Annotated in this window: 27 protein-coding genes; 19 read left to right on the top strand and 8 right to left on the bottom strand. The window is 53.1% G+C overall.

The genetic code is table 11. The features are described from left to right. Positions 1-113 precede the first annotated feature (113 nt). The 12 genes from gyrA to ACTF5G_RS00290 all read left to right on the top strand — a co-directional run bounded on the left by gyrA (position 114) and on the right by ACTF5G_RS00290 (position 13273). On the top strand, positions 114-2672 hold the full coding sequence (gene gyrA, locus ACTF5G_RS00345; protein ID WP_438950827.1) for a DNA gyrase subunit A: 2559 nt from the start codon (positions 114-116) through the stop codon (positions 2670-2672). 12 nt (positions 2673-2684) lie between these two features. After that, positions 2685-3770 (top strand): prephenate dehydratase, encoded by a 1086-nt coding sequence (gene pheA, locus ACTF5G_RS00340; RefSeq protein WP_438950826.1) that lies wholly within the window; start codon positions 2685-2687, stop codon positions 3768-3770. A gap of 21 nt (positions 3771-3791) precedes the next feature. Next, entirely contained in the window at positions 3792-4907 is a 1116-nt protein-coding gene (gene hisC, locus ACTF5G_RS00335) for a histidinol-phosphate transaminase (RefSeq protein ID WP_438950825.1), read from the top strand. Next, positions 4907-7126 (top strand): bifunctional prephenate dehydrogenase/3-phosphoshikimate 1-carboxyvinyltransferase, encoded by a 2220-nt coding sequence (locus ACTF5G_RS00330; protein ID WP_438950824.1) that lies wholly within the window; start codon positions 4907-4909, stop codon positions 7124-7126. Before hisC ends, ACTF5G_RS00330 begins: the two co-directional genes overlap by 1 nt. Next, positions 7123-7821 carry a (d)CMP kinase gene (gene cmk, locus ACTF5G_RS00325; protein ID WP_438950823.1) on the top strand — a complete coding sequence of 233 codons (699 nt, stop codon included), beginning with the start codon at positions 7123-7125 and terminating at the stop codon, positions 7819-7821. Before ACTF5G_RS00330 ends, cmk begins: the two co-directional genes overlap by 4 nt. Positions 7822-7936: 115 nt before the next feature. Beyond that, positions 7937-9619, top strand: a complete 1683-nt coding sequence (gene rpsA / locus ACTF5G_RS00320) for a 30S ribosomal protein S1 (RefSeq protein ID WP_438950822.1) — start codon at positions 7937-7939, stop codon at positions 9617-9619. A gap of 56 nt (positions 9620-9675) precedes the next feature. Next, a complete protein-coding gene (gene ihfB, locus ACTF5G_RS00315) occupies positions 9676-9969 on the top strand; it encodes an integration host factor subunit beta (RefSeq protein WP_438950821.1) in 294 nt (97 codons plus the stop codon). Positions 9970-10069: 100 nt separating this feature from the next. Beyond that, the gene (locus ACTF5G_RS00310) at positions 10070-10363 is read left to right on the top strand and encodes a lipopolysaccharide assembly protein LapA domain-containing protein (protein ID WP_438950820.1); all 294 of its coding nucleotides are present in this window, start codon (positions 10070-10072) and stop codon (positions 10361-10363) included. A gap of 13 nt (positions 10364-10376) precedes the next feature. Continuing rightward, positions 10377-11564: a lipopolysaccharide assembly protein LapB gene (lapB, locus tag ACTF5G_RS00305; RefSeq protein ID WP_438950819.1), complete on the top strand. Its 1188-nt coding sequence runs from the start codon at positions 10377-10379 to the stop codon at positions 11562-11564. Positions 11565-11603: 39 nt separating this feature from the next. Then, on the top strand, positions 11604-12311 hold the full coding sequence (gene pyrF / locus ACTF5G_RS00300; protein ID WP_438950818.1) for an orotidine-5'-phosphate decarboxylase: 708 nt from the start codon (positions 11604-11606) through the stop codon (positions 12309-12311). A gap of 166 nt (positions 12312-12477) precedes the next feature. After that, entirely contained in the window at positions 12478-12687 is a 210-nt protein-coding gene (locus tag ACTF5G_RS00295) for a ComEA family DNA-binding protein (protein WP_438950817.1), read from the top strand. Positions 12688-12850: 163 nt separating this feature from the next. Further along, positions 12851-13273, top strand: coding sequence for a nuclear transport factor 2 family protein (locus ACTF5G_RS00290; RefSeq protein WP_438950816.1), 423 nt, complete (start codon positions 12851-12853; stop codon positions 13271-13273). Positions 13274-13304: 31 nt separating this feature from the next. Here ACTF5G_RS00290 and ACTF5G_RS00285 read toward each other — a convergent pair whose 3' ends face one another. The 3 genes from ACTF5G_RS00285 to ACTF5G_RS00275 are packed head-to-tail and all read right to left on the bottom strand — an operon-like array spanning position 13305 to position 16768. Continuing rightward, positions 13305-14546, bottom strand: a complete 1242-nt coding sequence (locus tag ACTF5G_RS00285; protein WP_438950815.1) for a class I SAM-dependent methyltransferase — start codon at positions 14544-14546, stop codon at positions 13305-13307. Next, the gene (locus ACTF5G_RS00280; protein ID WP_438950814.1) at positions 14533-15360 is read right to left on the bottom strand and encodes a DUF1365 domain-containing protein; all 828 of its coding nucleotides are present in this window, start codon (positions 15358-15360) and stop codon (positions 14533-14535) included. The genes ACTF5G_RS00285 and ACTF5G_RS00280 overlap by 14 nt, the downstream gene beginning before the upstream one ends. Continuing rightward, positions 15353-16768, bottom strand: a complete 1416-nt coding sequence (locus ACTF5G_RS00275; protein ID WP_438950813.1) for an NAD(P)/FAD-dependent oxidoreductase — start codon at positions 16766-16768, stop codon at positions 15353-15355. Before ACTF5G_RS00275 ends, ACTF5G_RS00280 begins: the two co-directional genes overlap by 8 nt. Before the next feature lie 135 nt (positions 16769-16903). On the opposite strand from ACTF5G_RS00275, the gene ACTF5G_RS00270 reads away from it, so the two are divergent. The 3 genes from ACTF5G_RS00270 (at position 16904) to ACTF5G_RS00260 (ending at position 19686) form a co-directional block, all read left to right on the top strand. Continuing rightward, complete coding sequence (locus ACTF5G_RS00270; protein ID WP_438950812.1) at positions 16904-17524, top strand: sigma-70 family RNA polymerase sigma factor; 621 nt, start codon at positions 16904-16906, stop codon at positions 17522-17524. Beyond that, positions 17514-18164 (top strand): ChrR family anti-sigma-E factor, encoded by a 651-nt coding sequence (locus ACTF5G_RS00265; protein WP_438950811.1) that lies wholly within the window; start codon positions 17514-17516, stop codon positions 18162-18164. Before ACTF5G_RS00270 ends, ACTF5G_RS00265 begins: the two co-directional genes overlap by 11 nt. Positions 18165-18273: 109 nt before the next feature. After that, a complete protein-coding gene (locus tag ACTF5G_RS00260) occupies positions 18274-19686 on the top strand; it encodes a cryptochrome/photolyase family protein (protein WP_438950810.1) in 1413 nt (470 codons plus the stop codon). A gap of 39 nt (positions 19687-19725) precedes the next feature. On the opposite strand, the gene ACTF5G_RS00255 is transcribed toward ACTF5G_RS00260, so the two are convergent. The 4 genes from ACTF5G_RS00255 to ACTF5G_RS00240 all read right to left on the bottom strand — a co-directional run bounded on the left by ACTF5G_RS00255 (position 19726) and on the right by ACTF5G_RS00240 (position 22149). Further along, complete coding sequence (locus ACTF5G_RS00255) at positions 19726-20169, bottom strand: thiol-disulfide oxidoreductase DCC family protein (RefSeq protein ID WP_438950809.1); 444 nt, start codon at positions 20167-20169, stop codon at positions 19726-19728. Continuing rightward, the gene (locus ACTF5G_RS00250) at positions 20169-21182 is read right to left on the bottom strand and encodes an NAD(P)/FAD-dependent oxidoreductase (protein WP_438950808.1); all 1014 of its coding nucleotides are present in this window, start codon (positions 21180-21182) and stop codon (positions 20169-20171) included. The genes ACTF5G_RS00255 and ACTF5G_RS00250 overlap by 1 nt, the downstream gene beginning before the upstream one ends. A 69-nt stretch (positions 21183-21251) precedes the next feature. Then, positions 21252-21830: a glutathione peroxidase gene (locus ACTF5G_RS00245; RefSeq protein ID WP_438950807.1), complete on the bottom strand. Its 579-nt coding sequence runs from the start codon at positions 21828-21830 to the stop codon at positions 21252-21254. 7 nt (positions 21831-21837) lie between these two features. After that, positions 21838-22149, bottom strand: coding sequence for a hypothetical protein (locus tag ACTF5G_RS00240; RefSeq protein ID WP_438950806.1), 312 nt, complete (start codon positions 22147-22149; stop codon positions 21838-21840). 122 nt (positions 22150-22271) lie between these two features. Between ACTF5G_RS00240 and ACTF5G_RS00235 the strand changes: the two genes are divergently transcribed. The 4 genes from ACTF5G_RS00235 (at position 22272) to ACTF5G_RS00220 (ending at position 24736) form a co-directional block, all read left to right on the top strand. Then, positions 22272-22790, top strand: a complete 519-nt coding sequence (locus tag ACTF5G_RS00235) for a DUF2878 domain-containing protein (protein WP_438950805.1) — start codon at positions 22272-22274, stop codon at positions 22788-22790. Beyond that, positions 22777-23277, top strand: coding sequence for a chalcone isomerase family protein (locus ACTF5G_RS00230; protein WP_438950804.1), 501 nt, complete (start codon positions 22777-22779; stop codon positions 23275-23277). The genes ACTF5G_RS00235 and ACTF5G_RS00230 overlap by 14 nt, the downstream gene beginning before the upstream one ends. Positions 23278-23290: 13 nt before the next feature. Further along, the gene (locus ACTF5G_RS00225; RefSeq protein WP_438950803.1) at positions 23291-23869 is read left to right on the top strand and encodes a DUF3833 domain-containing protein; all 579 of its coding nucleotides are present in this window, start codon (positions 23291-23293) and stop codon (positions 23867-23869) included. A 78-nt stretch (positions 23870-23947) separates the two neighbouring features. Continuing rightward, on the top strand, positions 23948-24736 hold the full coding sequence (locus tag ACTF5G_RS00220) for an SDR family NAD(P)-dependent oxidoreductase (RefSeq protein WP_438950802.1): 789 nt from the start codon (positions 23948-23950) through the stop codon (positions 24734-24736). Between the two features lie 24 nt (positions 24737-24760). Here the strand turns inward: ACTF5G_RS00220 and ACTF5G_RS00215 are convergent, their stop codons facing one another. Then, positions 24761-26314, bottom strand: coding sequence for a cryptochrome/photolyase family protein (locus tag ACTF5G_RS00215; protein WP_438950801.1), 1554 nt, complete (start codon positions 26312-26314; stop codon positions 24761-24763). Positions 26315-26367 lie beyond the last annotated feature (53 nt).

The raw sequence follows: 26367 nt of genomic DNA, 5'->3' as shown, positions 1-26367 counted from the left end.
ACAAAGGCATACAAGGGCGTTTCAAGTGTATTGTGTGGTATGATCCCGCGCTTGTTTTGGCGCCATCAGGCGCCTGAACGTCCAAAACAAGCAGAAAGGGATCGAGCAGCAGTATGGGTGAATTAGCCAGAGAAATCCTGCCCGTCAATATCGAAGACGAATTGCGTCAATCCTACCTCGATTACGCGATGAGCGTCATTGTCGGCAGGGCACTTCCCGATGTTCGCGATGGTCTTAAACCGGTTCACCGGCGCGTGCTCTTTGCCATGAGCGTTCTGAATAACGACTGGAACAAGGCTTACAAAAAATCCGCCCGGGTTGTGGGTGATGTGATTGGTAAGTATCACCCCCACGGTGACTCGGCTGTTTACGATACGATTGTCCGGATGGCTCAGCCATTTTCTCTGCGTTATATGCTGGTGGACGGGCAGGGCAACTTCGGTTCCATCGACGGCGATTCTGCTGCGGCAATGCGGTACACCGAAATCCGTATGGCGAAGATTGCTCACTCGCTGCTGGCGGATCTCGAGAAGGAAACCGTCAATTTTGTTGAAAACTATGACGGTACAGAACTGATTCCCCAGGTATTGCCGACCCGTGTTCCCAATCTTCTGGTAAACGGATCCTCCGGGATCGCTGTCGGCATGGCCACTAATATTCCACCGCATAACCTGCGGGAGGTAGTGCGTGGTTGTCTGGCGCTGATCGACAATCCGGATATCAGCATCGATGAATTGATGGAATTTATTCCCGGCCCTGACTTCCCCACAGCTGCCATTATCAACGGTCGCGCCGGCATTATTCAGGCCTACCGTACAGGTCGGGGTCGCATTTATGTGCGGGCCAGAGCGGAAGTGATCCGCGATGAGAAAACCAGCCGTGAAATAATCATTATTCACGAAATCCCCTATCAGCTGAACAAGGCGCGGTTGATTGAGCGCATCGCCGAGTTAGTGAAAGAGAAAAAAATTGAGGGTATATCGGAGCTGCGGGACGAGTCCGATAAGGATGGTCTGCGGGTCGTGATAGAGCTGAAAAGAGGTGAGTCGGGCGACGTTGTTCTGAATAACCTGTATGCTCAAACTCAATTGCAGAATGTCTTTGGTATCAATATGGTCGCGCTGGTTGACGAGCAGCCACGCACACTCAACCTCAAGGAAATGCTGGAAGCCTTTGTTCGCCACCGTCGCGAAGTGGTGACACGCCGCACCGTTTATCTGCTGAGAAAGGCTCGTGAACGAGGGCACCTGCTGGAAGGTTTGGCTGTCGCCATTGCCAACATCGATGCCGTGATTGAACTGATCAAGGGATCCCCGACTCCTGCCGAAGCCAAAGAGCGCCTGATTGCCTGCGGTTGGGATGCCTCGGCAGTCGGCCAGTTTCTCGAGCATACCGGCAGCCACGCCTGTCGTCCCGAAGATCTGGAACCTGAATACGGCATACGTGATGGGAAGTATTTTCTGTCTCCGGCACAGGCACAGGCCATTCTGGATTTGCGTCTGCATCGCCTGACAGGCATGGAACATGACAAACTGCTGAGCGAGTATCAGGAAAAATTGGTAGAAATTGCCGAGTACCTGGCGATTCTGGCCTCTCACAGTCGTCTCATGGAGGTCATCAGAGAGGAGTTGCGTGAAGTCAGTGAGGAGTTTGGTGACGATCGCCGTACAGAGATTATCGAATCCCAGCATGACCTGACGATCGAGGATCTGATTACTGAAGAGGATCGGGTGGTGACGATCTCTCACGGTGGTTATGCGAAAACCCAGCCCCTGAGTGACTATCAGTCACAGCGTAGGGGTGGTATGGGTAAGTCTGCTACTGCGGTCAAGGATGAAGACTTTGTTGAGCATCTGCTGATAGCCAGCACCCATAGTACGATTCTTTGTTTTACCAGCCGGGGCAAGGTTTTCTGGTTGAAGGTGTACCAGATTCCTCTGGCTGGTCGCAATTCCCGAGGTCGGCCTATGGTGAATTTGCTGCCCCTCGAAGAAAATGAGCGGATTACCTCAATCCTTCCTGTGGATGAGTACGCGGCTGACCGGTTTGTGATCATGGCCACGGCCAATGGCACCATCAAGAAAACATCACTTGATCAATACTCTCGTCCGCGCAGTGTCGGGTTGCGGGCAGTGGACCTGGTAGAGGGTGATCACCTGGTGGGTACTGCAATTACGGACGGCAGTTGTGATGTGATGCTATTTAGCAGCGAGGGCAAAGCCGTTCGTTTTGCCGAGGCTGATGTGCGTGCTATGGGGCGGGTTTCCAAAGGCGTTCGCGGTATGCGTTTACCCGCTGCCCATCAGATACTGGCGATGGTAATTCCCCAGCAAAACGGTTATGTATTGACGGTTTCACAGAACGGTTACGGCAAGCAGACGGCCCTGACTGAATTCCCCACCAAGGGTCGTGGTGGCAAGGGCATGATTGCCATGCAGTCTACTGAGCGCAATGGTCCTCTGGTGGGCGCTGTACAATTATTTGATGGCGATGAAATTATGTTGATCTCCGATCAGGGCACCATGGTTCGTACCCATGCGGGTGAAATATCTGTGCTCGGTCGCAATACCCAGGGGGTTCGAGTCATTCGCCTCAAGGAAGCTGAGGCGCTGGTGGGTATGGCAAGGATAGAGGAACAGCAATCGTTGCTTGACGAAGAGATGGAAGCATAGCAGAGAGACGGTATGGCAGAAGAAAACAGGCTCAGCCGGCTTCGTGAGCAAATTGATGCAATAGATGACAAAATTCTCGCCCTGATCAGTGAGCGTGCCTGCTGTGCCCAGCAGGTGGCTGAAGTCAAGCGTGCCGAAGGTGATACCACTTTTTACCGGCCTGAGAGGGAAGCCCAGGTCCTTCGTCATATCATGATGAAAAACCAGGGGCCACTGGATAACGAAGAGATGGCCAGGCTGTTCCGGGAAATCATGTCGGCCTGTCTGGCGCTAGAGCAGCCGGTAAAGGTCGCTTTTCTGGGGCCAGAGGGCACATTTACCCAGGAAGCCGCACTCAAGCACTTTGGTCATTCAGCACTGGCTGTGCCTTTGGGTGCGATCGATGAAGTATTTCGGGAAGTGGCTGCCGGTGCGGCCAGCTACGGTGTGGTGCCCGTGGAAAACTCCACAGAGGGTATGATCAATCACACACTGGATACCTTTCTTGATTCCACCCTGAATATTTGCGGTGAAGTGGAACTGAGAATTCACCATCATCTGCTGGTCGGACCCAACACCCACCCCGACCGGATTACCCGGATCTATTCTCACGCGCAGTCATTGGCCCAATGTCGTCAGTGGCTTGATGCCCACTACCCAAAAGCTGAGCGTGTTGCTGTCAGCAGCAATGCGGATGCCGCCAAGCGTGTCATCAGTGAATGGAATAGTGCGGCTATTGCCGGCGATATGGCGGCCGAGCTCTATGACTTGCAGAAGTTGTCAGAAAAAATCGAAGACCGGCCAGACAACTCCACCCGGTTCCTCATTATCGGTCGGGATGCTATTCCCCCCAGTGGTGATGACAAGACATCGATTATTGCCGCAGTTCACAATGAGCCGGGAGCACTGCATCAACTGTTGGAGCCTTTCCACCGCCAGGGTGTGGACTTGACACGAGTGGAAACAAGACCATCACGGACCGGTAAATGGACCTATGTGTTTTTTATTGATTTTGAGGGCCACTGCGATAATCCCAAGGTGGCCGAAGTGCTCCGGGAAGTGGCCTCTATCGTTGCCGACCTGAGAGTGCTCGGTTCCTATCCAAAAGCCGTCTTGTAACCAGGCGTCGTGTTGATACTTATGAGTATGGACTTAAAGAGCCTGGCGTTACCAGGCGTACAACATTTGCAACCTTACCAGGGTGGCAAACCCCTTGATGAACTGGAGCGAGAGCTCGGTATCTCCGGTGCGATCAAGCTGGCAAGCAATGAAAACCCGCTGGGATTGAGCAAACTGGCGAAAGCCGCTGTAGAAGCTTCACTTGAACATGGTGCTCGCTATCCCGATGGAAGCGGCTTCTATCTGAAGCGCCGACTCGCCGAGAAATTGGCTGTCTCTGTCAGCCAGCTGACTCTGGGCAATGGCTCCAATGAGGTCCTGGAGCTGCTGGCAAGAGGCTTCCTCGGCCCGCAGCACAACGCCATCATTGCTGAACACGCTTTCGTGGTCTACCAACTGGTGATCACAGCGCAAAATGCCACCACAATTGTTGTTCCAGCCAGCAACTGGGGCCACGATTTGCCGGCGATGGCTGCCGCTGTGAATGAACACACGCGCTTGCTGTTTATCGCTAATCCCAATAATCCCACCGGCACTTCGGTATCGCTTGCGTCAATCGAAAGGTTGTTGCAGAAACTGCCAGAATCCGTGTTGGTTGTAGTGGACGAAGCTTACTATGAATATGTCGATCAACCCGATTATGGCTCTGCGCTCGTATTGATTGATCGCTACCCCAACCTGATTGTTACCCGTACCTTTTCCAAGGCCTATGGTTTGGGGGCGTTGCGGATCGGCTACTCGGTCTCTCATCCGGATGTGGCAGATATTCTCAATCGTCTGCGCCAGCCCTTCAACGTCAACAGTCCGGCACTGGCCGCTGCATTGGCAGTGCTTGATGATGATGAATATCTGCAGCGTAGTATCAGTGTAAATCGTGACGGTTACGACCAGCTGGTGGCCGGTTTTGAGGCGCTCGGGCTGGCGTATATCCCATCGGCGGGCAACTTTGTTGCTGTTCAGGTCCCGGGGGACTCACTGGCCCTGTATGAAGCCCTGTTGCGCAAGGGTGTCATTGTTCGCCCGATCGCACTTTATGGCATGCCCCAGCATCTGCGGGTTTCAATTGGCCTGCCCCATGAAAATCAGCGTTTTCTCGATACATTAAGCCAGCTGCTTGCCGATGGAGACGCAGCCTGATGACACCTGTTATCAACCGTCTGCTGGTAGTGGGTCTTGGCCTGATTGGCGGAAGCCTGGCAAAGGCTGCTCGTGAGCGGGGAATTTGCCGCGAGGTGATCGGCAGTTCCAGAAATCCCGATACGCTGAAAAAGGCGCTCGCATGCGGTGTGGTTGACCGGGTTATAACCAATATTGATGAGGTAGCGGCTCAGCTGGGTGAGGGCGATGTGGTTTTGATTGGTGTGCCGACCCTGACCGTGCCCGACATTATCCGCCAACTGCAACCCTTGCTGGCGAATACCGTTACTGTGACCGATGTGGCCAGCGTCAAGGGCAGTGTTGTGGCCGCCGCGTGCCATGTCTACGGAAAGGTACCTGCCCAGTTTGTGCCGGGACATCCGATTGCCGGTTCGGAGAAAAGTGGTGTGGAGGCTGCGGACAGCGCTCTGTTTGATGAACACCGGGTGATTCTGACACCCTTGCAGGAAACCGGTGAGAATCATCTGCAGCGTATCCGTGCCCTCTGGCGTGGTGTGGGTGCTGTGATCAGCGAAATGACGGTGGCGGAACACGATGAAGTTCTGGCGGCCACCAGTCATTTGCCCCATGTGCTGGCTTATACGCTGGTGGATACACTCGCTGGCATGCACGAAAATCGTGATATTTTCCGTTACGCGGCGGGTGGATTCAGAGATTTTACGCGCATAGCTGCCAGTGACCCCGTGATGTGGCATGACATTGTCATGGCTAACGGCCAGGCACTGTTGTCCGTGCTGGAAACATTTACCGACCATATGGATCAGCTGAAAAATGCCATCCAGAACAAGGACAGCGAATACCTGCTGGGGGTGTTTACCCGTGCCAGAGAAGCGCGCAATCATTTTGCCAAAATGCTCGAAAACAAGGCTTACCTGGAGCCCATGACACAGACTATTGACTACCGGGTATCTCCCGGCAATACCGTTACCGGTAGCATTCGTGTTCCCGGTGATAAATCCATATCCCACCGCTCGATTATGCTGGGTTCACTTGCCGAGGGTGTCACCACCGTGACCGGTTTTCTCGAAGGTGAAGACAGCCTTGCCACTTTGCAGGCGTTTCGCGATATGGGGGTGGTTATCGAAGGACCACAGAATGGCCGTGTCGTGATACACGGTGTTGGCATGGCCGGTCTCAAGGCGCCAGCCTGTCCGTTATATCTGGGTAATTCCGGGACATCCATGCGCCTGTTGGCAGGGTTGCTGGCTGGTCAGGCCTTCGATGTCGAGTTGAGCGGAGATGAATCGCTGTCGAAACGGCCTATGGAGCGTGTGGCAGCGCCTTTGAGGCAGATGGGTGCTGTCATCGAAACGGAACAGGGTGGCAGGCCACCGCTTCGTATCAGAGGGAGGCAGGTGCTCAAGGCGATCGATTATTCCCTGCCGATGGCCAGTGCTCAGGTGAAATCTTCGGTGTTGCTGGCAGGTCTCTATGCCGATGGCACCACCCGGACCAGAGAGCCTGCTCCGACCCGTGATCACACCGAACGCATGTTGACTGGTTTTGGCTATTCGGTAAGGCGGGAAGGGGCCGTTGCACAGCTCGATGGAGGTGGAAAACTGTATGCCACCAATATCGATGTGCCGGCAGATATCTCCTCGGCGACTTTTTTCATGGTGGCGGCGGCAATCGCCCCGGGTTCCGATATGACACTCACCCATGTGGGCGTTAACCCCACCCGGATTGGTGTCATCAATATCCTGCAAATGATGGGGGCGGATCTGGAACTCACCAACCACCGTGAGGCCGGAGGTGAGCCGGTGGCCGATATCCGGATTCGCTATGCGCCACTGCACGGTATAGATATACCCGAAGATCAGGTGCCATTGGCAATTGACGAGTTTCCGGCCCTGTTCGTGGCGGCAGCTTGTGCCGAGGGAAAAACCCGCTTGACCGGTGCCGAGGAATTACGGGTAAAAGAAAGTGACCGGATCAAGGCCATGGCAGATGGTCTGACCTGCCTGGGGATCCAGGCGATTCCCACCCCTGATGGTATGGAAGTCCAGGGTGGCATATTGCGTGGTGGTGAGGTGGACAGTCTGGGCGATCACCGTATCGCCATGTCCTTTGCGATTGCATCGTTAAGGGCGCAGGGAAATATCCTGATACGAAATTGTAATAATGTGGCGACATCATTCCCGGGCTTTGTGGCTTTGGCCAACAGTGTCGGGTTGAGAATTGTCGAGGAAATACGATGAATGAAAAAAGAGTACCAGTCATTACCATCGATGGACCAAGTGGCTCTGGAAAGGGGACGATCTGCCAGTTACTGGCTGCCAGATTAGGTTTTCACTATCTCGATAGTGGTGCGCTCTACAGGTTGCTTGCACTGGCGGCCAAGCGTCATGGCGTGTCGTTGGATAACACGGAATCCCTGGCGGTACTGGCGGCCCATATGGATATTTCATTCAAGACACGCGACAACGGTGACGCGCCAAAGGTGATGTTGGAGGGAGAAGATGTCTCTACGCTGATTCGTTCTGAAGGTGTGGGGACCAATGCCTCAGTTGTTGCTGCCTATCCGGAGGTGCGTAATGCGCTTCTGCAGCGGCAGAGAGCCTTTGCTGTACTGCCGGGACTGGTAGCTGATGGACGCGATATGGGCACTGTGGTTTTCCCCGATGCCAATGCCAAAGTCTTCCTTACAGCGAGTTCCGAAGAGCGGGCGCAAAGACGTTATAAGCAGTTGATAGATAAAGGGGAAAGTGTTAGCCTTGCCGGCCTCATCGAACGGGTTCAGAAGCGCGACGAGCGCGATATGACACGCAAGGTGTCACCGATGATTCCTGCGACCAACGCCATGGTGCTGGACAGTTCGGGAATGACCATCGAGGAAGTATTACAGAAGGTGGTGGATGTTGTCGCTGTAAGCGGCATACAGCCACCGCAATAAACCGGGTTTGTGGTGTTTGGCCAGTAACGCACCATGTCACCCTGAAACCAACAGCCCGCATAACTGGTAGTGCGGTTTGAGAGTCGATTGACTCGATTTTTACAGGTACATTTCAATGAGCGAAAGTTTCGCAGATCTTTTTGAAGAAAGCTTGAAAACCGTCGAAATGAACGTCGGCGCTATCGTCACCGGTGTCATTATTGATATCGATAAAGACTGGGTAACGGTTCACGCAGGACTGAAGTCCGAAGGCGTGATCCCCAAAATCCAGTTCTACGACGATAACGGCGAGCTGAATATCAATATTGGCGATGAAGTCCAGGTCGCCCTCGAAGCCGTAGAAGATGGCTTCGGTGCTACACGCCTCTCCCGGGAAAAAGCGAGCCGTGCAGAATCCTGGATTGAACTGGAAGCTGCTCACAAGGCGGACGAAGTGGTTACCGGCATCATCAGTGGCAAGGTCAAAGGTGGCTTTACGGTGGATGTCAATGGTCTGCGGGCGTTCCTTCCGGGTTCCCTGGTCGATGTTCGCCCAATTCGCGATACAGCTCATCTGGAAGACAAACCCCTCGAATTTAAAGTCATCAAGCTTGATCAAAAGCGCAACAACGTGGTCGTTTCACGCCGTGCCGTGATGGAGCAGGTGAACTCGGAAGAGCGCGATGAGTTGCTCGGCAAACTGGAAGAAGGCGTGACTCTGAAAGGTATCGTCAAAAACCTCACCGATTACGGTGCTTTTGTCGATCTAGGTGGTATTGATGGCCTGCTACACATCACCGACATGTCCTGGAAGCGTATCAAGCACCCCAGTGAAATCGTTAATGTCGGTGATGAAATTGATGTCAAGGTACTGAAATTTGATCGTGAACGCAGCCGCGTATCACTAGGTATGAAGCAGATGGGTGAAGATCCCTGGGCTGACATCTCCGGTCGCTATCCGGAAGGTGCCCGTGTCAAAGCGGTTGTCACCAACCTCACTGACTACGGTTGCTTTGCCGAGCTGGAAGATGGAGTTGAAGGTCTGGTTCACGTCTCTGAGATGGATTGGACGAACAAGAACATTCACCCATCCAAGGTTGTTCAGTTGGGTGATGAAATTGATGTCATGGTTCTGGATATTGATGAAGAGCGTCGTCGTATTTCACTAGGCATCAAACAGTGTCATATGAATCCTTGGGATGAGTTCGCCATGAACCACAGCAAGGGTGAAAAAATTTCCGGCAATATCAAGTCAATTACTGACTTCGGTATTTTTATCGGTCTGAACGGTGGTATTGACGGGTTGGTTCATCTCTCTGATATTTCCTGGCATGAAACCGGTGAAGAAGCGGTGCGCAACTTCAAAAAAGGTGATGAAGTTGAAACCGTGATACTTTCCATCGACCCGGAAAGAGAGCGTATTTCGCTGGGTATGAAGCAACTGTCGGACGATCCTTTCTCCAACTACGTCACTGAAAATGACAAAGGTGCCATTGTCAACGGTGTCGTCAAGGAAGTGGATGCCAAGGGCGCAGTCGTTACCTTGAGTGGTGATATTGAAGGCTATCTGAAAGCCTCTGAAATTTCTCGCGAGAAGATTGAAGATGCCCGCAATGTACTCAACGTTGGTGATGAGGTGGAGGTTAAGGTGATCAATGTGGATCGCAAGAACCGCAGTATCAACCTCTCTATCAAAGCCAAGGATGTTGCTGAAGAGAAGGCGGCCATCAAGGAACATCGCAAGTCTGAATCAGAGAATATTGCACCGGCCACTATCGGTGATCTGATCAAGGCTCAGATGGACACCAAAGAGAAGTAATGATTAGATGGGGGTAATGGAAACATTACCCCTTTTCTTTATAAAATCAGAATGTTATGACAAAATCAGAACTAATTGATTATATCGTTACCCAGCAGGATCAGCTCCCACCCCGGGATGTGGAGATTGCTGTAAAAATGATCCTTGAGCGTATGACCCATGCGCTGGTGAGCAATGATCGCATTGAAATTCGCGGGTTTGGTAGCTTTTGCCTGCATTATCGTGCCCCCAGGGTAGGGCGTAACCCTAAAACCGGTGATTCGGTTAAGTTGTCGGGCAAATATGTGCCTTATTTTAAACCCGGGAAAGAGCTTCGCGAACGCGTTAATAGTAGCCTTGAGGCAGACTGATTCTGCAGGTTCCAGTACAGGATAAACAAGACCAACCCATAGTAGTTTGGTTACAATAAACGGCAAGTATCGTGACTTGCCGTTTTTTTATGGGGAATTTATGGCACTGCTAAAGAAGCTCTGTTTATTGTTGATTGGTCTGGCGGCGATTCTGTTGGGCATTGGTCTGGTGCTGTCAAACCCGGATGTCATGACAGTTGATTTTTTTGGCCGTGAGGCAGGGCCCCTCCCCGGCGGTCTTTGGTTGCTGGTGGCACTTTTTATTGGTTGTCTGGCGGGTATGCTGGCCAGTCTGCCAATGTTGCTGCGACTCAGGCGGCGTGCTCGTGGGCTGAATCAACAACTCATTAAATTGAGAGTGGCTCCTGCTCGAGAGCGAAACAAGGCGGAGTAGCCGAATACCATACATGGTGGACCACTTATCATTTATCGGGTTATTGCTTTTCCCGTTACTCTGGCTTGCCGGTTACATCTTCGGTAAACGCAAGCGTTTGGCGAGTAACGAAGAAGTGTTGGCGCATCATTACTTTCAGGGTGTTAATTTCCTCCTCAACGAGCAGCCTGATCAGGCTATTGATACCTTCATCCGTTCTGTCGACGTCACACCCTATACATTGGAGACCCATCTCGCACTCGGTAATCTGATGCGGCAGCGCGGAGAAGTAGAGCGGGCCATACGGATTCACCAAAATCTGCTTTCACGACCCAACCTGAATAGTTGCCAGTCAGGTCAGGCCCGACTGGAGCTTGGCAGGGATTTCCTGAAAGCGGGCTTGTTCGATCGTGCTGAGCGCCTGTTTCTGGAGCTGGTGGAGGATGAAAGTGGTGACTTCCGGCAGGCGTCTTTGCAACACCTGATTCAAATCTATCGCGGTGAGCAGGAGTGGGAAAAGGCTATTCGTGCCGCCGGTATGATGGCAAAAAAGCGATTTGCACGCGCTACTGATGAGTTGGCCATAGAGCAGGCCCAGTTTTGTTGTGAGCTCGCGGAGCAGTCGATTAAAAGGAAAGATGGATTGCAGGCCAGGCGTCATCTTCAATCGGCGCTCAAATACAACAGAAACTCAGCCAGAGCCAATATGCTCTGGGGGCGGATGGAAATGTACGCGGGCAATAACATGGAGGCATTGAAACGATTTGCCATGATTCCTCAGCAACAGCCTGGATACTTGCCGGAAATCCTTCCTCTTGTGAGGCAGTGTTACGAGCAGTTGGATGATATCCCCGGGCTTCTTGTGCAGTTGCAGTTCTGGCTGAAAGCCTATCCCGGCGCCAGTTTGCTGCAAATGGTGGTCGAAGTGATGGTGAAGCAGTGCGGAAAACAACCGGCCATAAGCTTTTTAATGGATTATCTGAGGGAACATCTGTCCATCCGGGGGCTGCAAACATTACTCGGGGTTTCAGAAGACAGTGGCACTGAAGTGGCAAAAGAGCAGCTACATCTGCTGCAGCAACTGTTGAACAGTCTGCTTGCCCGTCGTTTGCAGTACCGTTGTGATATGTGTGGCTTCAGTGGCGCCCAGCTTCACTGGCTTTGCCCCCAATGCCTGCGCTGGGAAACAGTCCGGCCTGTTCGTGGAATCGATGGTGAATGACCGCTGACCGAAGAGGCTATTTTAAAATGAGAACGATTCATGAAAAATTCTAATGGCAGTAAGGTGATTGTCGCGCTGGACTACAATACAACGGCTGCGGCAGAGAAATTTGTCGGTGAGGTCTCCCCGGAACTTTGTAAGCTGAAAGTCGGGAATGAATTGTTTACCCGTTCAGGTCCCCAGTTTGTTACTTCGCTGGTCAATCGCGGGTTTGATGTATTTCTGGATCTGAAATTTCATGATATTCCGAACACGGTTGCCGCTGCGGTAAAAGTCGCTGCTGATCTTGGTGTATGGATGACAGATGTTCACGCTTCCGGTGGTCGTCAGATGATGGAAGCTGCCCGATTGGCCGGCGACCAATCCGGTACTGATATGCTGTTGATAGCGGTGACCGTATTAACCAGTTTCTCAGTGGAAGATCTCGCAGAATTGGGTATTGAGTGTAGCCCGGAACAGCAGGTGCATCGGTTGGCTGCGCTGGCCAAGGCGTCCGGTATGCATGGTGTGGTCTGCTCTGCAATGGAAACCCAGGGGCTGTGCAATATGCTCGGACACGACTTTACCTTGGTGACACCGGGTATTCGTCCTGTTTCTGCCGTGGCGGATGACCAGCGACGGGTTGTCACCCCTGCCGAAGCTATCGCCAACGGCAGCAGTTATCTGGTGATTGGCCGACCAATCACCCAGTCATCGGATCCGGTTGAGGCCCTACTTGCTATCAATCGCGATATTTTGCAAGATTGACCCTGCGGTACACGAGGTGCCGCCTTCTTTGAAATGGAGTGCCACTGGCACAAGGAGTTCGACATGAAACATGTAAAAAAACTTTCCAGCGTTCTGTTGTTGTCCCTGCTCGCAATAACCGTTCTGGCAGACTGTTACGGCTGACGAGTCATCCCTCGATGGGACGATGCAGTCGCCTGTAATGATCAATATCAATACCGCCACTGCGGACGAGTTATCCCGCATGCTCAAGGGTATTGGTGAAAAGCGAGCCGAGGCAATCGTGGCTTACCGGGAGGAAAATGGTCCGTTCAGGACTGTGGAACAATTGCAGTCGGTAAAAGGTGTAGGTGAAATGCTGCTGGAGCAGAACCGTGATATGCTCTCGGTGAAGTAGCTTTTACCCGTGTCTATTCAGGCCAGCCAGGAGGCTGGCCTTTTTCGTTGAGTCCGCTGGAGAGTTTCGATTCTTGACGTTTTTATTGTATTGGTTGCGTACACTTGATGGATTGGTAGAACAGCCAGATTGTCTGGTCGCTGTCTATTGATAGAGAGGGAAAATGAGCAGTTTGAGTCAGTACATACAGCTATTGGAAACCCTGGAGATGTCTAACCTGGAGCATCTGCGAGACGTGCTCAGTGAGGACGTGGTTTTTACAGATCCATTCAATCACGTGAAAGGTATTGATGCATATCTGGCACTTTTGACTGAGATGTTTGAACGGCTGGACAGTGTGGATTTTACTGTTCATCACAGCCAGCAACAGGAGACCGTCGCCTACTTATACTGGACATTTTCTGGCAGCAGTAGTGTTACTGGTCGGCTGAATTTTCAGGGTAGTAGCCGGTTGATCTTTGATGAGACGGGTAAAATTACCCAACATCAGGATTTTTGGGACAGCGCCGACCTTTATGAAAAAGTGCCTGTGCTGGGGGCCCTGTTTCGCTGGTTGAGACGGCGGGTTGCTTTCCGGGAGCACTGACTTTTTGGCAGTTAAATCCCTGTCATCATGGTTACCTGTCGCTTTGATGTTCCAGTACGAACAGACCCACATTAATAGCCCCTTCCTTGAATCCCCCTTCGCAGTAACTGAGGTAATAGCGCCAGAGACGATAAAAACGCTGATCAAAACCGAGGGTACTGATCTTCGGCCAGCGATCTTCGAAGCGTTGTCGCCAGAGTTCAAGTGTTCTGGCGTATCCCTCGCCAAACATCTCCTGCTCGATCAGACCAAAACCGTGCTGTGAGAACTTTTGTTTCAGGGCCATGACGCTGGGCAACATGCCACCGGGGAAGATATGGCGTTGAATGAAATCAGCTTGCTTGCGATAGACCTCAAAGCGCTTCTCATCAATGGTGATAATCTGGAGTACCGCTCTGCCACCTGGTTTCAGGACCCCTTTGAGTTTTTTAAAATAGGTGTCCCAGTTAGCTTCGCCCACCGCTTCGAACATCTCAATCGAAACAACTCCGTCATATTGTCTCTTCAGGTCTCGGTAATCGGTCAAACTGATGGTCACCTGATCTGTCAGGTCTGCGTCAGCAAGTTTGTCTTCTGCCCAGCGCTGCTGTTCTGAGGACAGCGTAATACCATGAACCTGTACATTGGCAGTTTCGGCAGCCTGGAGAGCAAATTCACCCCAGCCGCAACCAATTTCCAGTACCTGATTCCGCTCCCTGGGGGCAAGCAGATTGAGAATACGTTGATATTTCTTTGTTTGTGCCTGTTGTAAAGATTGCTGGTGATCATCATCAAACATCGCCGCAGAGTAGGTCATTCCCGGATCGAGCCATTCCCGATAAAAATCGTTCCCCAAATCATAATGGGCAGCAATATTACGGCGACTGCCCCGGCGAGTATTGCGACGGCTCCAGTGATAGAGGTTATAAATCAGGTCGTTGACATAACCGGCCTTTGCCATACTGTTCAGGGTCGGTTCATTCTGAATTGCCCATTGAATCAGGGTCGTCAAATTAGTGCAGTCCCACTCACTGTTCAAATAACTGTCAGACCAGCCATTGGTTCCACCAAAGAATAACCGGACCAATGGAGCCATTGAATGGAGCCTGACGTGCGCGGCGGCTTCACCCTGACCAAATGAGTGTCTGTAGCCACTTGGAAATTGCAGTGAAACACTCCCCTGGCAGTGTCCGAGCTTTCTCTGCAGTAGCCGGATAATTTGTGTTTCCAGCCATACCGGTGAGTTGGCTGGCTTGGCAGTCATACCGTTGGCGTCGAGGTCAGAGCCGTTCATGGTGTAATACTCCATCATCGTCCTGCCAGCTGAGATCGCGGGCATTCTTTGTGGTTTTTCTGGGCTGCAGGGGTAACCCCTTCAGCCAAAGGCGTATGGCTTGCCAGTGAATGGCGCCAATAATTTTCAGGGTCATTAGTGGATGGCTGAAAAAAAGCTTCAACAAGGTCGCATCGTTGAATATCCGATGCTTGCCGTTGAAGGTCGCCAGCAGCACATGGTTACCAGGCTTGCCGGTCTGGTCATCGGATTGCCTGATAAAGACAGATACCTGTTGTTGATCGGGAGGTGAAATCCGGAAGCTGTAATGTGTTGCTAACGGCATGAAAGGACTCACATACATGGCTTTTTCAGCTTGCTGCTCAATCAGCTTGTTTTGCCGGGTTGAGTCCACCCGGATCAGGTAGGTGTGCTTTTGTTTGAAGGTGTTGCTGACTTCGTAGAGCACAGCTGATAGCTGCTGTTGGTCATTGTAGCAGAAATAAATGCTCAAGGGATTAAACACATAGCCCAGTATTCTCGGATAACAGAGTAACTTGATCCGGGCTGTGGCATCGGCAAAACCATGCTCAGTCAACAGTTGGGTTATTTGTCCCCTCAAGTCTGATTTCCCGCTGCCGTGATCTTTCTCGTGAAACGAAAATAGGTTGAAACAATTGACGGAAAACAGACGCAGTCGATGGTGGAGTAACTCCAGCTCATCGAGGTCGAGGCACAGTGAAAAAACCCGGTAGGTGAACCGGTGTTTTTTGGGGCGCAATCGTTGATGCGTGACCTTGCCGCTGTAGAGGGCCGACTTCAGCTTTTCAGACACAATGTGGCTCCAGAACAGTCATGGGCGGGGCGTCAGTATTGACCTCAATCCGTGAGTTCGGCTCGTCCAGTTGCCAGGGGCGGGCAATACCACCCAGCGCTTCGGCGACGGCAAGTCCGGACTGCAACCCGTCTTCATGAAAACCGTAGCCGAAATACGCGCCACAGAACCAGGTGCTCTGCTTGCCCTGTAGTGACCAGAGTTGTTTCTGGGCGGCCAGGGAGGATTGATCAAACGCGGGATGATCGTAAAAAAAACTTCTGATAATGGTGCCTGATCTGGGCATTTTCAGAGGGTTTAAAGAGACCATTACCGGCTGCTCGGTAGCCAGTGGCTGAAGTCGATTCATCCAGTAGCTGACAGAAACTTTTCTTTGTGTGTGAGTGATCAGGTGTCCATTTTTTGAAGCAGGTTTATTGCTGGCCAGATAATTCCAGCTGGACCAGACCTGCTTTCGCTCTGGCATCAAGTCGGTGTCCAGATGAAGAAACGCCCGATTGCGCTGGTAGGGGAAACAGCTGAGCAAGGACTGCTCCTCGGTTGTCGGATCCGCCAACAGCGCGAGGGCCTGATCACTGTGGCAGGCAAAAACCACGTCATCAAATATTTCCCGGTTGCCGTGAATATCGTCCAGGGCCACCTGGTCATTCAGTCTGGTGACGGACTGGATGCGAGTATTCAATCGGATGGAATCTTGCAGTGCGTCGGCGATTTTATTCACATATTGGCGGCTGCCACCGACCACCGTGCGCCATTGGGGTCGGTTGTTCACCCGGGTCAAACCGTGGTTGCTGCAAAAACGCATAAAACTCAGGGCCGGGTATTGGAGCATTTTGTCCACAGGGACCGACCAGATGGCCGCGCCCATCGGCAGCAGGTGGTTGTTGATAAAGGATTTGCCGTAACCGTGTTTTTCAAGCAGTTCACCGAGAGAAAGCTGCTCAAGGTCGGCTGATTGGAGTAATTTTGGCGATTGCCTGTAAAAACGCAGCAAATCGATCACTATTGCCCAGAAGGCTGGTCGGAGCAGGTTCCTTTTTTGTGCCAGTAGTCCCGACAAGCCACTGCCGGAGTATTCCAGTTCCCCGCCGTTAACTGACACCGAGAAGGACATGTCCGTATCACAAGTGGTCACTCCCAACTGTTCAAAGAATTTCACCAGATTGGGGTAGTTGGCGGGGTTGTAGACAATAAAGCCCGTGTCAACGCTGATGTCCTGCTTATCCGGTTTGAAGGTCACGGTGTTGGAGTGTCCGCCGAGCCGGTCATCTTTTTCAAACAGCGTGACATTTTGTGATTTGCTCAGCAGCCAGGCACAGCTCAAACCCGAAATACCCGAACCAATTATCGCAATGTTCTTGCGGGTCAGGCTGTTTTCAGCAGGATATTTCAGGGAGCGGGTATTCATTTTTCAATCCGTGTTGTTTGCGATGCTGATAATACGCAGGAAGTGCCGAGAGGGATCACCCTTTTTATTTGGCTTTATCAGCCGTGGGCGCTAATCTCTGTGATCTATTGAAGCTGATGATGCGTAAGGAGAGTCATGCAAGACCAGCCGCCGGGAGATGAAGCGTTGAGCGTCGTGGCATTAAGAGCAGAAAAAGCATCCGAGACATCGGCGAAAGACTGGTCTGCAATTCTGGCAGAGTTGGCCATTTCCCGGGACCGGAAGCTTTTTATCCGGCTATTCCGGCACTTTTCGCCCAGAATCAAAGGTTACATCATAAAACTGGGCCTCACGGAAGCCACCGCAGAGGAGTTGACTCAGGAAGCCATGTTGTCCGTCTGGCGCAAAGCCCAACTCTACGATCCCGGCAAGGCCGCCGCCAGTACCTGGATTTATACACTGGCGCGCAATCTGAGCATCGACTGGATGCGCAAACAGAAATATCCGGAATACGATCTGGACAGCTGGCACGAAGAGGCGGGTGAGCCCGTAGCGCTGGAGCTGTCCGAACAGTCTGTCATGTCTGATCAGGTCGCTTCGGCAATTCGTCAACTACCCGATAACCAGGCCCAGGTCATTATTATGTCTTTCTACGAGGGGCGTTCCCATTCAGAGATTGCCGACAGGCTGTCGATCCCCTTGGGTAGCGTCAAATCCAGAATTCGTCTGGCATCCGAAAAGTTAAAACAGGCGTTGAGAGGTAACCATGACCATTAATCATCATCTCGATGAAGCGACTCTGTTCAGTTATGTGGCTGGCGCTATGGGTCAGGGTCTGGCCCTTGTGGTCGCCTCACACTTGGCAATATGTGATTCCTGCCGGCAACGGGCCCGTGAGCTTGAAGCCATCGGTGGCGCTTTGCTGGAAAATATTGCCCTGGCGGCGGTCAGTGAAAATACGCTGAAGTCGGTGCTTGATCGACTGGATCAGGGTGGTACTTCGGAGATTGCCGTGCGTCCGCTGCCTGTGAGCGGCAGTGAAGTGCCGGCACCGTTGGCGGGCTACGTCGGAGATTCACTGGACGATCTGTCCTGGAAAAAACTGGTTCCCGGTATATGGATGCATGATTTGCCAAATCAGGGCAAGGGCATGACCCGCCTGTTGCGTGTGACGCCTGGCAAAGCGGCATCACCACACAGCCATCGAGGCAGTGAGCTGACCCTGCTGTTGAGGGGATCATACTCTGATGAAGTGGGGCGCTTCATGCCCGGCGATATTGCTGATCTGGATGATCAGATTACCCATCAGCCACTGGTGGACAGCGATCATGATTGTATCTGTCTGATTGCCACTGAGTACCCACTGCGCTACACCACACTGTTCGGTAAAGTGACTCAACCGCTCTTTGGTTTCTAGGTGGACGCGGCGCGAACGTTAACCGCCTGTCCGTTGTGTACTGCCTCAGTGACCCAGCCTGCCGGTCTTTGAAAACCATCCAACAGTCTTTGCCACGAGGAAACCCCTTTTGAAACTCGTCTGGTTCCGCAACGATCTTCGTGTAGCAGATAATCCGGCCTTGTTCCGGGCCTGTGACGATGCCGCCGGTCAAGGCGTGCTTGCAGTGGCGGCCATCTGCCCCGCGCAGTGGGCCAGCCACGACGAGTCTCCGGCCAGGGTGGAGTTCTGGTTGGCTAACTTGCGGAGTCTGCAACAACAACTGACGGCGCTGGGTATTCCGTTGAAGATTCTCCATGTGGATACCTTTGCTGATTTGCCCGGCCAGTTGCTGTCACTTGCTCGCCGGTTCCACTGTGATGGCCTGTATCTGAATCGCGAATATTGTCTGAACGAAAATCTTCGCGACAAACAGGTCGTCGCCAGGTGTCGCGAGGCGGGCATCCCGGTTTATGGTCTGCACGGTGATTTGATACTGGCGCCGGGAAAAGTGATGAATGGTCAGGGTTTGCCGTTTCGGGTATTCACGCCCTTCAGTAAAACCTGGCGCAAGATTTTTACCGAGCAATACCCTGTGCCGCTGCCGGTTCCCCCGGTTCAACCGCCTGTGCCGGATGCCAGTTTGGCTCCCGATGTGATCCCCGACAACGTGGTTTATGCAATCAGCAATGGTAGCCGCTGGCTTCCGTCACTATGGCCGGTGGGCACAGAATCTGCCCACGCCCGATTGACGGATTTTGTGGCGAACCGGGTCGGGAGCTATGCGGCCGATCGGGATTCCCCCTCGATGGCTGGTACCTCGGGATTGTCGCCCTATCTCAGCTGTGGGGTAATTTCCCCTCGCCAGTGTCTGGCGGCCATGTCTGTCGCCTCAGAGGGAACGAACTGGCTGAACAACCAGTGGGTAACTGAGATTATCTGGCGTGAGTTTTACCGCCATCTGATGATGCACTTTCCGGATATGAACCGCTGGGAACCTTTCAGACCCGAGGTTGAATCGCGCATTCGCTGGCTGAATGACGACCGGTTGTTTGTTGCCTGGTGTCGGGGTGAAACCGGTTATCCGATTGTCGATGCCGGGATGAAACAACTGCTGGCGACTGGCTGGATGCACAATCGCCTGCGCATGATCACCGCCTCTTTCCTGACCAAGTTGTTGCGGCAGGACTGGCGAAAGGGCGCTCGTTTCTTTATGAACCATCTGATTGACGGTGACTTTGCCTCCAATCTGGGTGGTTGGCAATGGAGTGCCTCGGTGGGTGCGGATGCCGCACCGTACTTCCGTATTTTCAGTCCCATGCGCCAGGCTGAGCGATTCGATCCGAAGGGGGATTATGTCGCGCACTGGTTACCTGAGCTCAGGGAACTGAAGGGTATGCAGCGTCACGATCCGGCATTTGCCGCCGAAGTCGGGCGCCCGTCTCCCATCATTGATTACGGTAAGGCCCGAGCGGCCAGCCTTGCGGACTACCAACGGCAGTAGCCATTTTCCTGTATTATTGGTTCATTCCGTTCGGACAGGTCAGCGCCCTTTCGTGTCGATCGAGCAAGTGTTGCCGAACCCCCTTTGACAGGCGCGCCGGTAGCGTACCCGTGCAAAATGTTCGTAGGCCCAATCCAGCAGCGACGTCAGATGAAGATATTCAACGGTTTTGGCCAGGTGCCGGTAGACTGGCAGGGCGTGCCACAGGGTGAGGAATGCCTCGGCCCCTCGAGTCACACTGCCGCTCCTGTCTATCACATGAAACCGGCGCATGGCTTCATTCAGTGTGATGCCGAACTCGTCAAGGAGCCCGGTGCCCTTTGAAATATCATCCCAGACAAGCTGACCGGCATGATCCCGCCTGATGTAATGGTGGATTTCTTTCTGGCAGAGGGGACAGCTGCCATCGTAGAAGACAATCACCCTGCCGGAAGTACTTTGCATCAAAGGGCGTGCATTGCGGGTTTCTGTATTATTAGTCATCACGGTAGGCCATCCAGGTTGATGGAGGAATGAGAAGAGAAGGTTTTAAGACTGGTGAGCAGTTTATCGGCCAGATGATTGGCGCTCAGCCACGCCCCTTCGCTGCCCGTCCATCTCAGCCAATCGGAGCAAACACCAATACGGTTTTCCGGGCACCATAGATACTCTTCGGAACCAGCCGACCTGTGCCTGGCATACAGCCAGCGGTGGGTGCGCAGTGCGGCAATTTCCAGAGGCTCCTCCATAATGGCCTGGAAGGCTTTGATCAGATCGGCACCCACTTGTTTGGGATCAGAGTCCCTATGGGCTTCGCTCCACTGTGGGTTGGCTTCCAGTAGCCAGGTTTCAGCAAACGGTCCGGCGCTGCGTCCGGGTTTGTTGCTGTCGCGGATGGCCCTCGCCAGTAGCGGGTGTCTGCCGCTGAACAGCTCTACCGATTTTCTGGCGCGGCGACGCAAACCCAGCGCCACCACCCAGGCTGGTATCGATTCTGCAAATTTTGCCACTTCAGCAAAGCGCGGTATGGCCGACAGCAGAACCTCAGCCTGGAGTGCGGGTGTGGTGATGATAACGGCTTGATGGGTGTTCAGTAACTGGCCTGAATCGCTCTCGACGGTAACACCTTCCGGGCAGGGATACACTTTGCCCACCCGGCTTGAAGAGCAGAATACGGCACCTTCCAGCAGATTTCGTGTCAGGGTGGATTGTTTGGGTGATGCCAGATAGACCGAGATTGGATCCAGTTTCAGACCGGTAAAATCCCTGTGTGGTGGAATAAAGCGTCGTATTTCCGGCCGATCCTCCAGCCAGTTTCGGAACTTGTCCGAGACGGGTTCAAACCAGGGTGCGCCGAAGTCTACCGTGGCTTCCGCCAGCCCACTGCTGGCCTGGCGGCCGCCGGTGCCACGACTTTTCTCGTAGACGGTGACCTGGTAGCCAACCTCCAGCAGGCGTTGGGTCAATGTTGCACCAGCAAGACCGGCACCGATCACGGCAACACTCTGATGTCTCATCGGTATTGTCACCTTGAAATACTCCGCTTCTCTGATGGGGTGTCAGGTGTCCAGCTCAATTGGTCCAGATCAAAGGAGCGCTTTGACGGCTTTGCGAAACCGTCGGCTCTCCGGTGAGGTGACACTGCTGAATACATCAACCACCTCGCCTTCGCGATTGATCAGGTATTTATAAAAGTTCCATTTGGGATAGGTGCCCGAAGTCTCGCCAAGGTAAGTCCAAAGAGGGTCGGCATCGCCCTTGCGTACGTGAGTCTTGGCAAACATCGGAAATTGCACACCGTAGGTGACACGGCAGAAGTTCTGGATTTCTTCGGCGGTGCCCGGCTCCTGATTGCCGAACTGATTGGATGGAAAGCCCAGCACCACCAGGCCCTGGTCGCCAAACTCCCGGTACAGTGCTTCCAGTCCCTCGTATTGTCCGGTAAATCCGCACTTGCTGGCAGTATTGACAATGATCAGCACCTTGCCGGCGTAGGCCCGGCAAAAATCCACCGGATTTTCATCGATCAAATCCGGCACAGTGAATTGATAAATATTCATGCAGGTGGCCTTTTCGGTGTTGGTCGTCACTGCCGACCCGGCGATGGCAGCGTTGATGCAAAGTGCTGACAGAAGCCCTGTGATGATTAAAGTAGAGCTGCTCAAGGATGAATCACTCCTGAAATGTCAGTGAAATCGAAGGTCGGGGCGTGACCGCACTATCTGCGGCGCAGGCTTCGTCATGGGCGACGATCTGTACCAGTGCGGCGCGATACACGCCAGCGGAGCGACATATAGCATAGGCTTGGGCCAGATTGGTGCAGGTCACCACCTGGCCATGACGGTTCTTAATCAGCTGTTGCTGCCATTGTCCATTTTCAGAAAAAATCACCTGAATCACGATGGGGGCGCAGGCATTCTGGATAAACCGAACGGTTTCCAGTTGTCCTTTCTTTTGCCGTTGTCTGAGAAGCTGAATTGTCATTATTGCCGCCTAAATATCGTTTTCTCTGGTCAATACGCTTCGCGGGTTTGTCTGGATCAGTGTCTGATGATCTGACTGTAGCGGCAAAGCGTAACAGTTCCGTTACAACAGGAGATCAAACTTTGTTTTCTGGTATTTCCGAGCGTTTCTGGGTCAACCTAGCTGGTTTTCAGCTGATTTGGTGGTCGTCTGTATTGTTGGGCAATAGTGCCGCTCCGATCGTTTTAGTATTGCTGGCCCTGCATCTTGCCTTTCATCGTCAGCCACTTCTGGAAACCCGGGTATTAATTTTTTGTGCGCTGTTGGGCTTCATTATTGATGCACTGCTAACTCTTGGTGGCGTGTTTGTTTTTGATCGTGGCCAACCCTGGCCCCCGGTGTGGCTGGTGCTACTGTGGCTCGGATTTGCTGCAACCCTGCGCCAATGCCTGCGATTTTTTTCCGGTCGGTACCTGCTGTCTGCGGTGACCGGATCAGTGGCTGGTGCGCTTACCTACTGGGCGGCAATCAATCTGGGGGCGGCAGACTTTGGTTTTGCCGTAGTGCCTTCCGTGGTGATTCTGGCGGTCGTCTGGTTGGGATTGTTTCCCGCCCTGATGTTGTTGGCAGACTGGCTGGGAGGTCATCGTGCGCAGGTTTAGTGTGTCACTGTTGCTGAGTTTGTTGCTTTGTGCTGTGTCGGCACAGGCCGTTCCCGTGCCGGGCAGATTGCAGCTCGTCGGCCATGCAGATCTCAGGGTTTTTTTTATGAAAATCTACCGGGCCGAGCTCTACAGCACTTCCGGCCGTTACGAAAAATTACAGGGTCCCCTGATGCTGCGGCTCATTTATCAGCGGGATATCAGCAGCAACAGGCTGGTGAGTGAAACCCGCAAACAGATCGGCGATTTGCCGGATACCCAACTGGATCAATGGATGGCGGGCCTGGCCGGTATGTGGCCGGATCTGGAGAAAGGCGATGAGCTGACGTTCTACATGGATCCCGAGGGCCGGGGTCACTTTCATCACAACGGTCAATACATCGGTTCGCTGGAGGATCGTGTATTTACTGAAGCTTTCCTGAATATTTGGCTGGCAGATGATAGCATCAATCCGAAACTGACCCGAAAGCTTCGGGGAGAACACTAAAACAGGAGTCCTTATGGCGCGTCATGTCTCAAAAAGTATTTGCCTCGCTGGCTTGCTGCTGGCAGGTTGTTCTTCCACGATCACCGACTACCAACATGAAACGCCGGAGTTGCACCTGGACCGGTTCTTCAATGGTCATCTGGTGGCTTACGGCATGGTGCAGGATTTTCGTGGCAAGGTGATTCGCCGTTTCAGAGCGGAAATCAATGCCTCCTGGCAGGATGGGGAAGGCGTTCTGGACGAACAGTTCTTCTTCAATGACGGTGAACAGCAAATCCGCTGCTGGCGGTTGACAAAAAACGGTAATCAATACACCGGGACGGCTGGAGATGTGGTGGGAAAGGCCACGGGGACCACGCAGGGAAACGCACTGAATTGGCAATACGTGCTGGAAATTCCGGTCAATGGCAAGGTGCGTCACATCAAGCTGAATGACTGGCTCTACCTGGTGGATGAAAACAACCTGATCAACCGTGCCACCATGAGTAAGTTCGGTATTCCTGTGGGTGAAATTACACTCTATATCCGCCGTGAATCTGATCAGCCAGCCGACGATATCTGGCCAGCTTGCACGGCTCGGGACGCCATCTAGATTTTGATACGGGTTCTCATATGGATCGCCATTTTAATGATTATTTAAAGCAGCATTTTGGAGAGACGAAAGACGACCATGAATATTGAACAGAATATGCAGATACCCTGGCAGTGCGTGTGGATTACCGGGGCGGGGCGCGGTATTGGTGCCGCACTGGCACGCTTGTTTTGTCAACGCGGTGCAACCGTCTATGGTTCCGCTCGCAACCTCGACGAGCTCAACCAGCTACAGTCATCGCTGGCCTCTGCGCCGGGAAAATTCATTCCCGTACCACTGGATATCCGTCGCCCCGCTGAGATAGCAGCGCTGTTTGAACGTTGGGAAAGGGAGCAACAATTTCCGGAATTGGTGGTGCTGAATGCGGGAACTCACGACCCCGCCAGTGCCGAGGCCTTTTCTGCCCAGCGCTGCCGCAGACTGCTGGATATCAATCTGCAGGGCACGATTAACTGCCTCGATCCGGTACTGCATCGCTACATTGCGGACCGGAAAGGACACATTGCCGTGATGGCTTCTGTAGCGGGTTACCGGGGCTTGCCCACGGCGGCGGCCTACTGTGCCAGCAAAGCGGCATTGATCAGTCTGTGCGAGTCCCTGTATATGGATTTACACGGCACCGGGGTGTGTTTGCAGGTCATCAACCCCGGTTTTGTCCGAACGCCGCTGACCGATAAGAATACCTTTCAGATGCCGGCACTGATGGAAGTGGACGATGCGGCCATGGCCATTTATCGTGGGCTGCAGTCCAGTCGCTTCGAGATTGCGTTTCCCCGGCGCTTTGTGTTCTGGATGAAGTTGCTGCGGTTATTGCCCAATCGGCTTTATTTGCCACTGATGCGCCGGGCGACCCAAAAATCGTTATGAATTCTGTGTCGACCCCTCTGTGACTTAAAGGTCATCCGGATTATCGGTGATTACTTTTGCCTTGGTCAGAATCGCCTGTTTTTCTTCGGTGGACTTGTTGTGCCAGTGTTTTACCTGCATGGCCAGCCGTGGGTTCTGCTTCAGACGATCCTGATGTTCGCTGATAAAAACCCAGTACAGGGTGGTGAAGGGGCACGCGGCTTTTCCGGTCGCCTGTTTGGGATTGTAGGGGCAGTCGGTGCAGTAATTTGACATGCGATCAATGTATGCACCACTGGCAATGTACGGTTTTGATGCCAGAATCCCGCCGTCGGCATACTGACTCATCCCCAGGGTGTTGGGCGTTTCCACCCAGGCCACTGCATCCACATACATGGCCAGATACCACTGGTGAATGGCCTCCGGTCGGACTCTCAATAACAGCGCAAAAAGGCCCGTTACCATCAGCCGTTGAATGTGATGCCCATAGCCGTGTGACAACACCTGTTGCAGAGACTGCTGCATACAGCGCATGTCGGTCTGTGCAGTCCAGTAGAGATCCGGCAGTGGTCGGGTGGCATTCAGAGCATTCATGCCCGGCCATTCGTCCCGGTACAGCCAGTAGATTCCACGAACATACTCGCGCCAGCCGAGTATCTGGCGGATAAAGCCCTCGACGGCATTCAACGGTGCGGTGCCGTTGCGCCAGGCCGCCTCCGCGGCAGCAATGACCTCCCGTGGATCCAGTAGTTTCAGGTTCAGTGAGGCCGCCAGGCGCGAGTGGTACAACCAGGGCTGGTGTTGCCACATGGCATCCTGATAGTCGCCAAATCTCGCGAGACGATGTTCAATGAAATCTGTCAGCGCCAGTAGCGCATCCTCCCGGGTGACCGGCCATTGAAAACCCTCCAGCTCACCGGGCAGATCCGGCAGGTATCGGACCACATCGGCCATCACCTCCTGAGTCAGTGGGTCCGGTGAAAACAGTTTTGGCTGGGGCAGTTTTTGTGGGCCGGCTTTGCCAAAGGCCCGGCGATTATCCTTGTCATAGTTCCACTGGCCGCCACAGGGTTCAGCGTCTTGGTTGGACGCGTAGTCGAGAAGAATATTGTTGCGTTTGCGCAACAGGCGGTACCAGTACTCCATGCGCAGGCTTTTGCGGCCAGCTGCCCAACTGGCAAAGTCCCGAGCTGTGCTTATGAAATGGCTGTCTTCAAGCCATATGATGGGATAGCCCTGTTCGATACAAACCTGATTCATCTCGTGCAATACACGATTATCACCGGGCACCACACAGCGAATCTGCTCCGGCTTTATTTTTTTCAGCGTGTCGTGAATAGCGTCTGCAAAGTGTTGGTAGCCTGCTGAGAGGGGAATGTAGAGAGGTTCGATTCCTTCTGTGCGCAGGGCATCAGCAAAATGCCGCATGGCGGATAGAAACTGGACAGTGCGCTGCTTGCTGGAGAGCGTTGCGGTGGACTCGCCCCTGACCTCGGCCATCCAGACGCGATCACGAGCGGGGTCAAACTCGTCCCATAGGGTACTGTTCCGATTGAGCTGGTCGCCCAGTATCAGGTTCAGATGTCGTATCGGCTGCATGGCGGTGTTCCCCTGATCTTGAAAATTCAGGGCAGTGTACGTTGCTACAGGCA

Source organism: Porticoccus sp. (genome assembly GCF_965660005.1).
Taxonomy (GTDB): domain Bacteria; phylum Pseudomonadota; class Gammaproteobacteria; order Pseudomonadales; family Porticoccaceae; genus Porticoccus.
Note: the sequence above shows the minus strand (reverse complement) of the source record. Positions and strands in the feature narration are given on the sequence as shown.

Coding starts and splice junctions, on each gene's coding strand:
- gyrA (WP_438950827.1), top strand. CDS start 114: ATGGGTGAATTAGCCAGAGAAATCCTGCCCGTCAATATCGAAGACGAA.
- pheA (WP_438950826.1), top strand. CDS start 2,685: ATGGCAGAAGAAAACAGGCTCAGCCGGCTTCGTGAGCAAATTGATGCA.
- hisC (WP_438950825.1), top strand. CDS start 3,792: ATGAGTATGGACTTAAAGAGCCTGGCGTTACCAGGCGTACAACATTTG.
- ACTF5G_RS00330 (WP_438950824.1), top strand. CDS start 4,907: ATGACACCTGTTATCAACCGTCTGCTGGTAGTGGGTCTTGGCCTGATT.
- cmk (WP_438950823.1), top strand. CDS start 7,123: ATGAATGAAAAAAGAGTACCAGTCATTACCATCGATGGACCAAGTGGC.
- rpsA (WP_438950822.1), top strand. CDS start 7,937: ATGAGCGAAAGTTTCGCAGATCTTTTTGAAGAAAGCTTGAAAACCGTC.
- ihfB (WP_438950821.1), top strand. CDS start 9,676: ATGACAAAATCAGAACTAATTGATTATATCGTTACCCAGCAGGATCAG.
- ACTF5G_RS00310 (WP_438950820.1), top strand. CDS start 10,070: ATGGCACTGCTAAAGAAGCTCTGTTTATTGTTGATTGGTCTGGCGGCG.
- lapB (WP_438950819.1), top strand. CDS start 10,377: ATGGTGGACCACTTATCATTTATCGGGTTATTGCTTTTCCCGTTACTC.
- pyrF (WP_438950818.1), top strand. CDS start 11,604: ATGAAAAATTCTAATGGCAGTAAGGTGATTGTCGCGCTGGACTACAAT.
- ACTF5G_RS00295 (WP_438950817.1), top strand. CDS start 12,478: ATGCAGTCGCCTGTAATGATCAATATCAATACCGCCACTGCGGACGAG.
- ACTF5G_RS00290 (WP_438950816.1), top strand. CDS start 12,851: ATGAGCAGTTTGAGTCAGTACATACAGCTATTGGAAACCCTGGAGATG.
- ACTF5G_RS00285 (WP_438950815.1), bottom strand. CDS start 14,546: ATGAACGGCTCTGACCTCGACGCCAACGGTATGACTGCCAAGCCAGCC.
- ACTF5G_RS00275 (WP_438950813.1), bottom strand. CDS start 16,768: ATGAATACCCGCTCCCTGAAATATCCTGCTGAAAACAGCCTGACCCGC.
- ACTF5G_RS00270 (WP_438950812.1), top strand. CDS start 16,904: ATGCAAGACCAGCCGCCGGGAGATGAAGCGTTGAGCGTCGTGGCATTA.
- ACTF5G_RS00265 (WP_438950811.1), top strand. CDS start 17,514: ATGACCATTAATCATCATCTCGATGAAGCGACTCTGTTCAGTTATGTG.
- ACTF5G_RS00255 (WP_438950809.1), bottom strand. CDS start 20,169: ATGACTAATAATACAGAAACCCGCAATGCACGCCCTTTGATGCAAAGT.
- ACTF5G_RS00250 (WP_438950808.1), bottom strand. CDS start 21,182: ATGAGACATCAGAGTGTTGCCGTGATCGGTGCCGGTCTTGCTGGTGCA.
- ACTF5G_RS00240 (WP_438950806.1), bottom strand. CDS start 22,149: ATGACAATTCAGCTTCTCAGACAACGGCAAAAGAAAGGACAACTGGAA.
- ACTF5G_RS00225 (WP_438950803.1), top strand. CDS start 23,291: ATGGCGCGTCATGTCTCAAAAAGTATTTGCCTCGCTGGCTTGCTGCTG.
- ACTF5G_RS00220 (WP_438950802.1), top strand. CDS start 23,948: ATGAATATTGAACAGAATATGCAGATACCCTGGCAGTGCGTGTGGATT.
- ACTF5G_RS00215 (WP_438950801.1), bottom strand. CDS start 26,314: ATGCAGCCGATACGACATCTGAACCTGATACTGGGCGACCAGCTCAAT.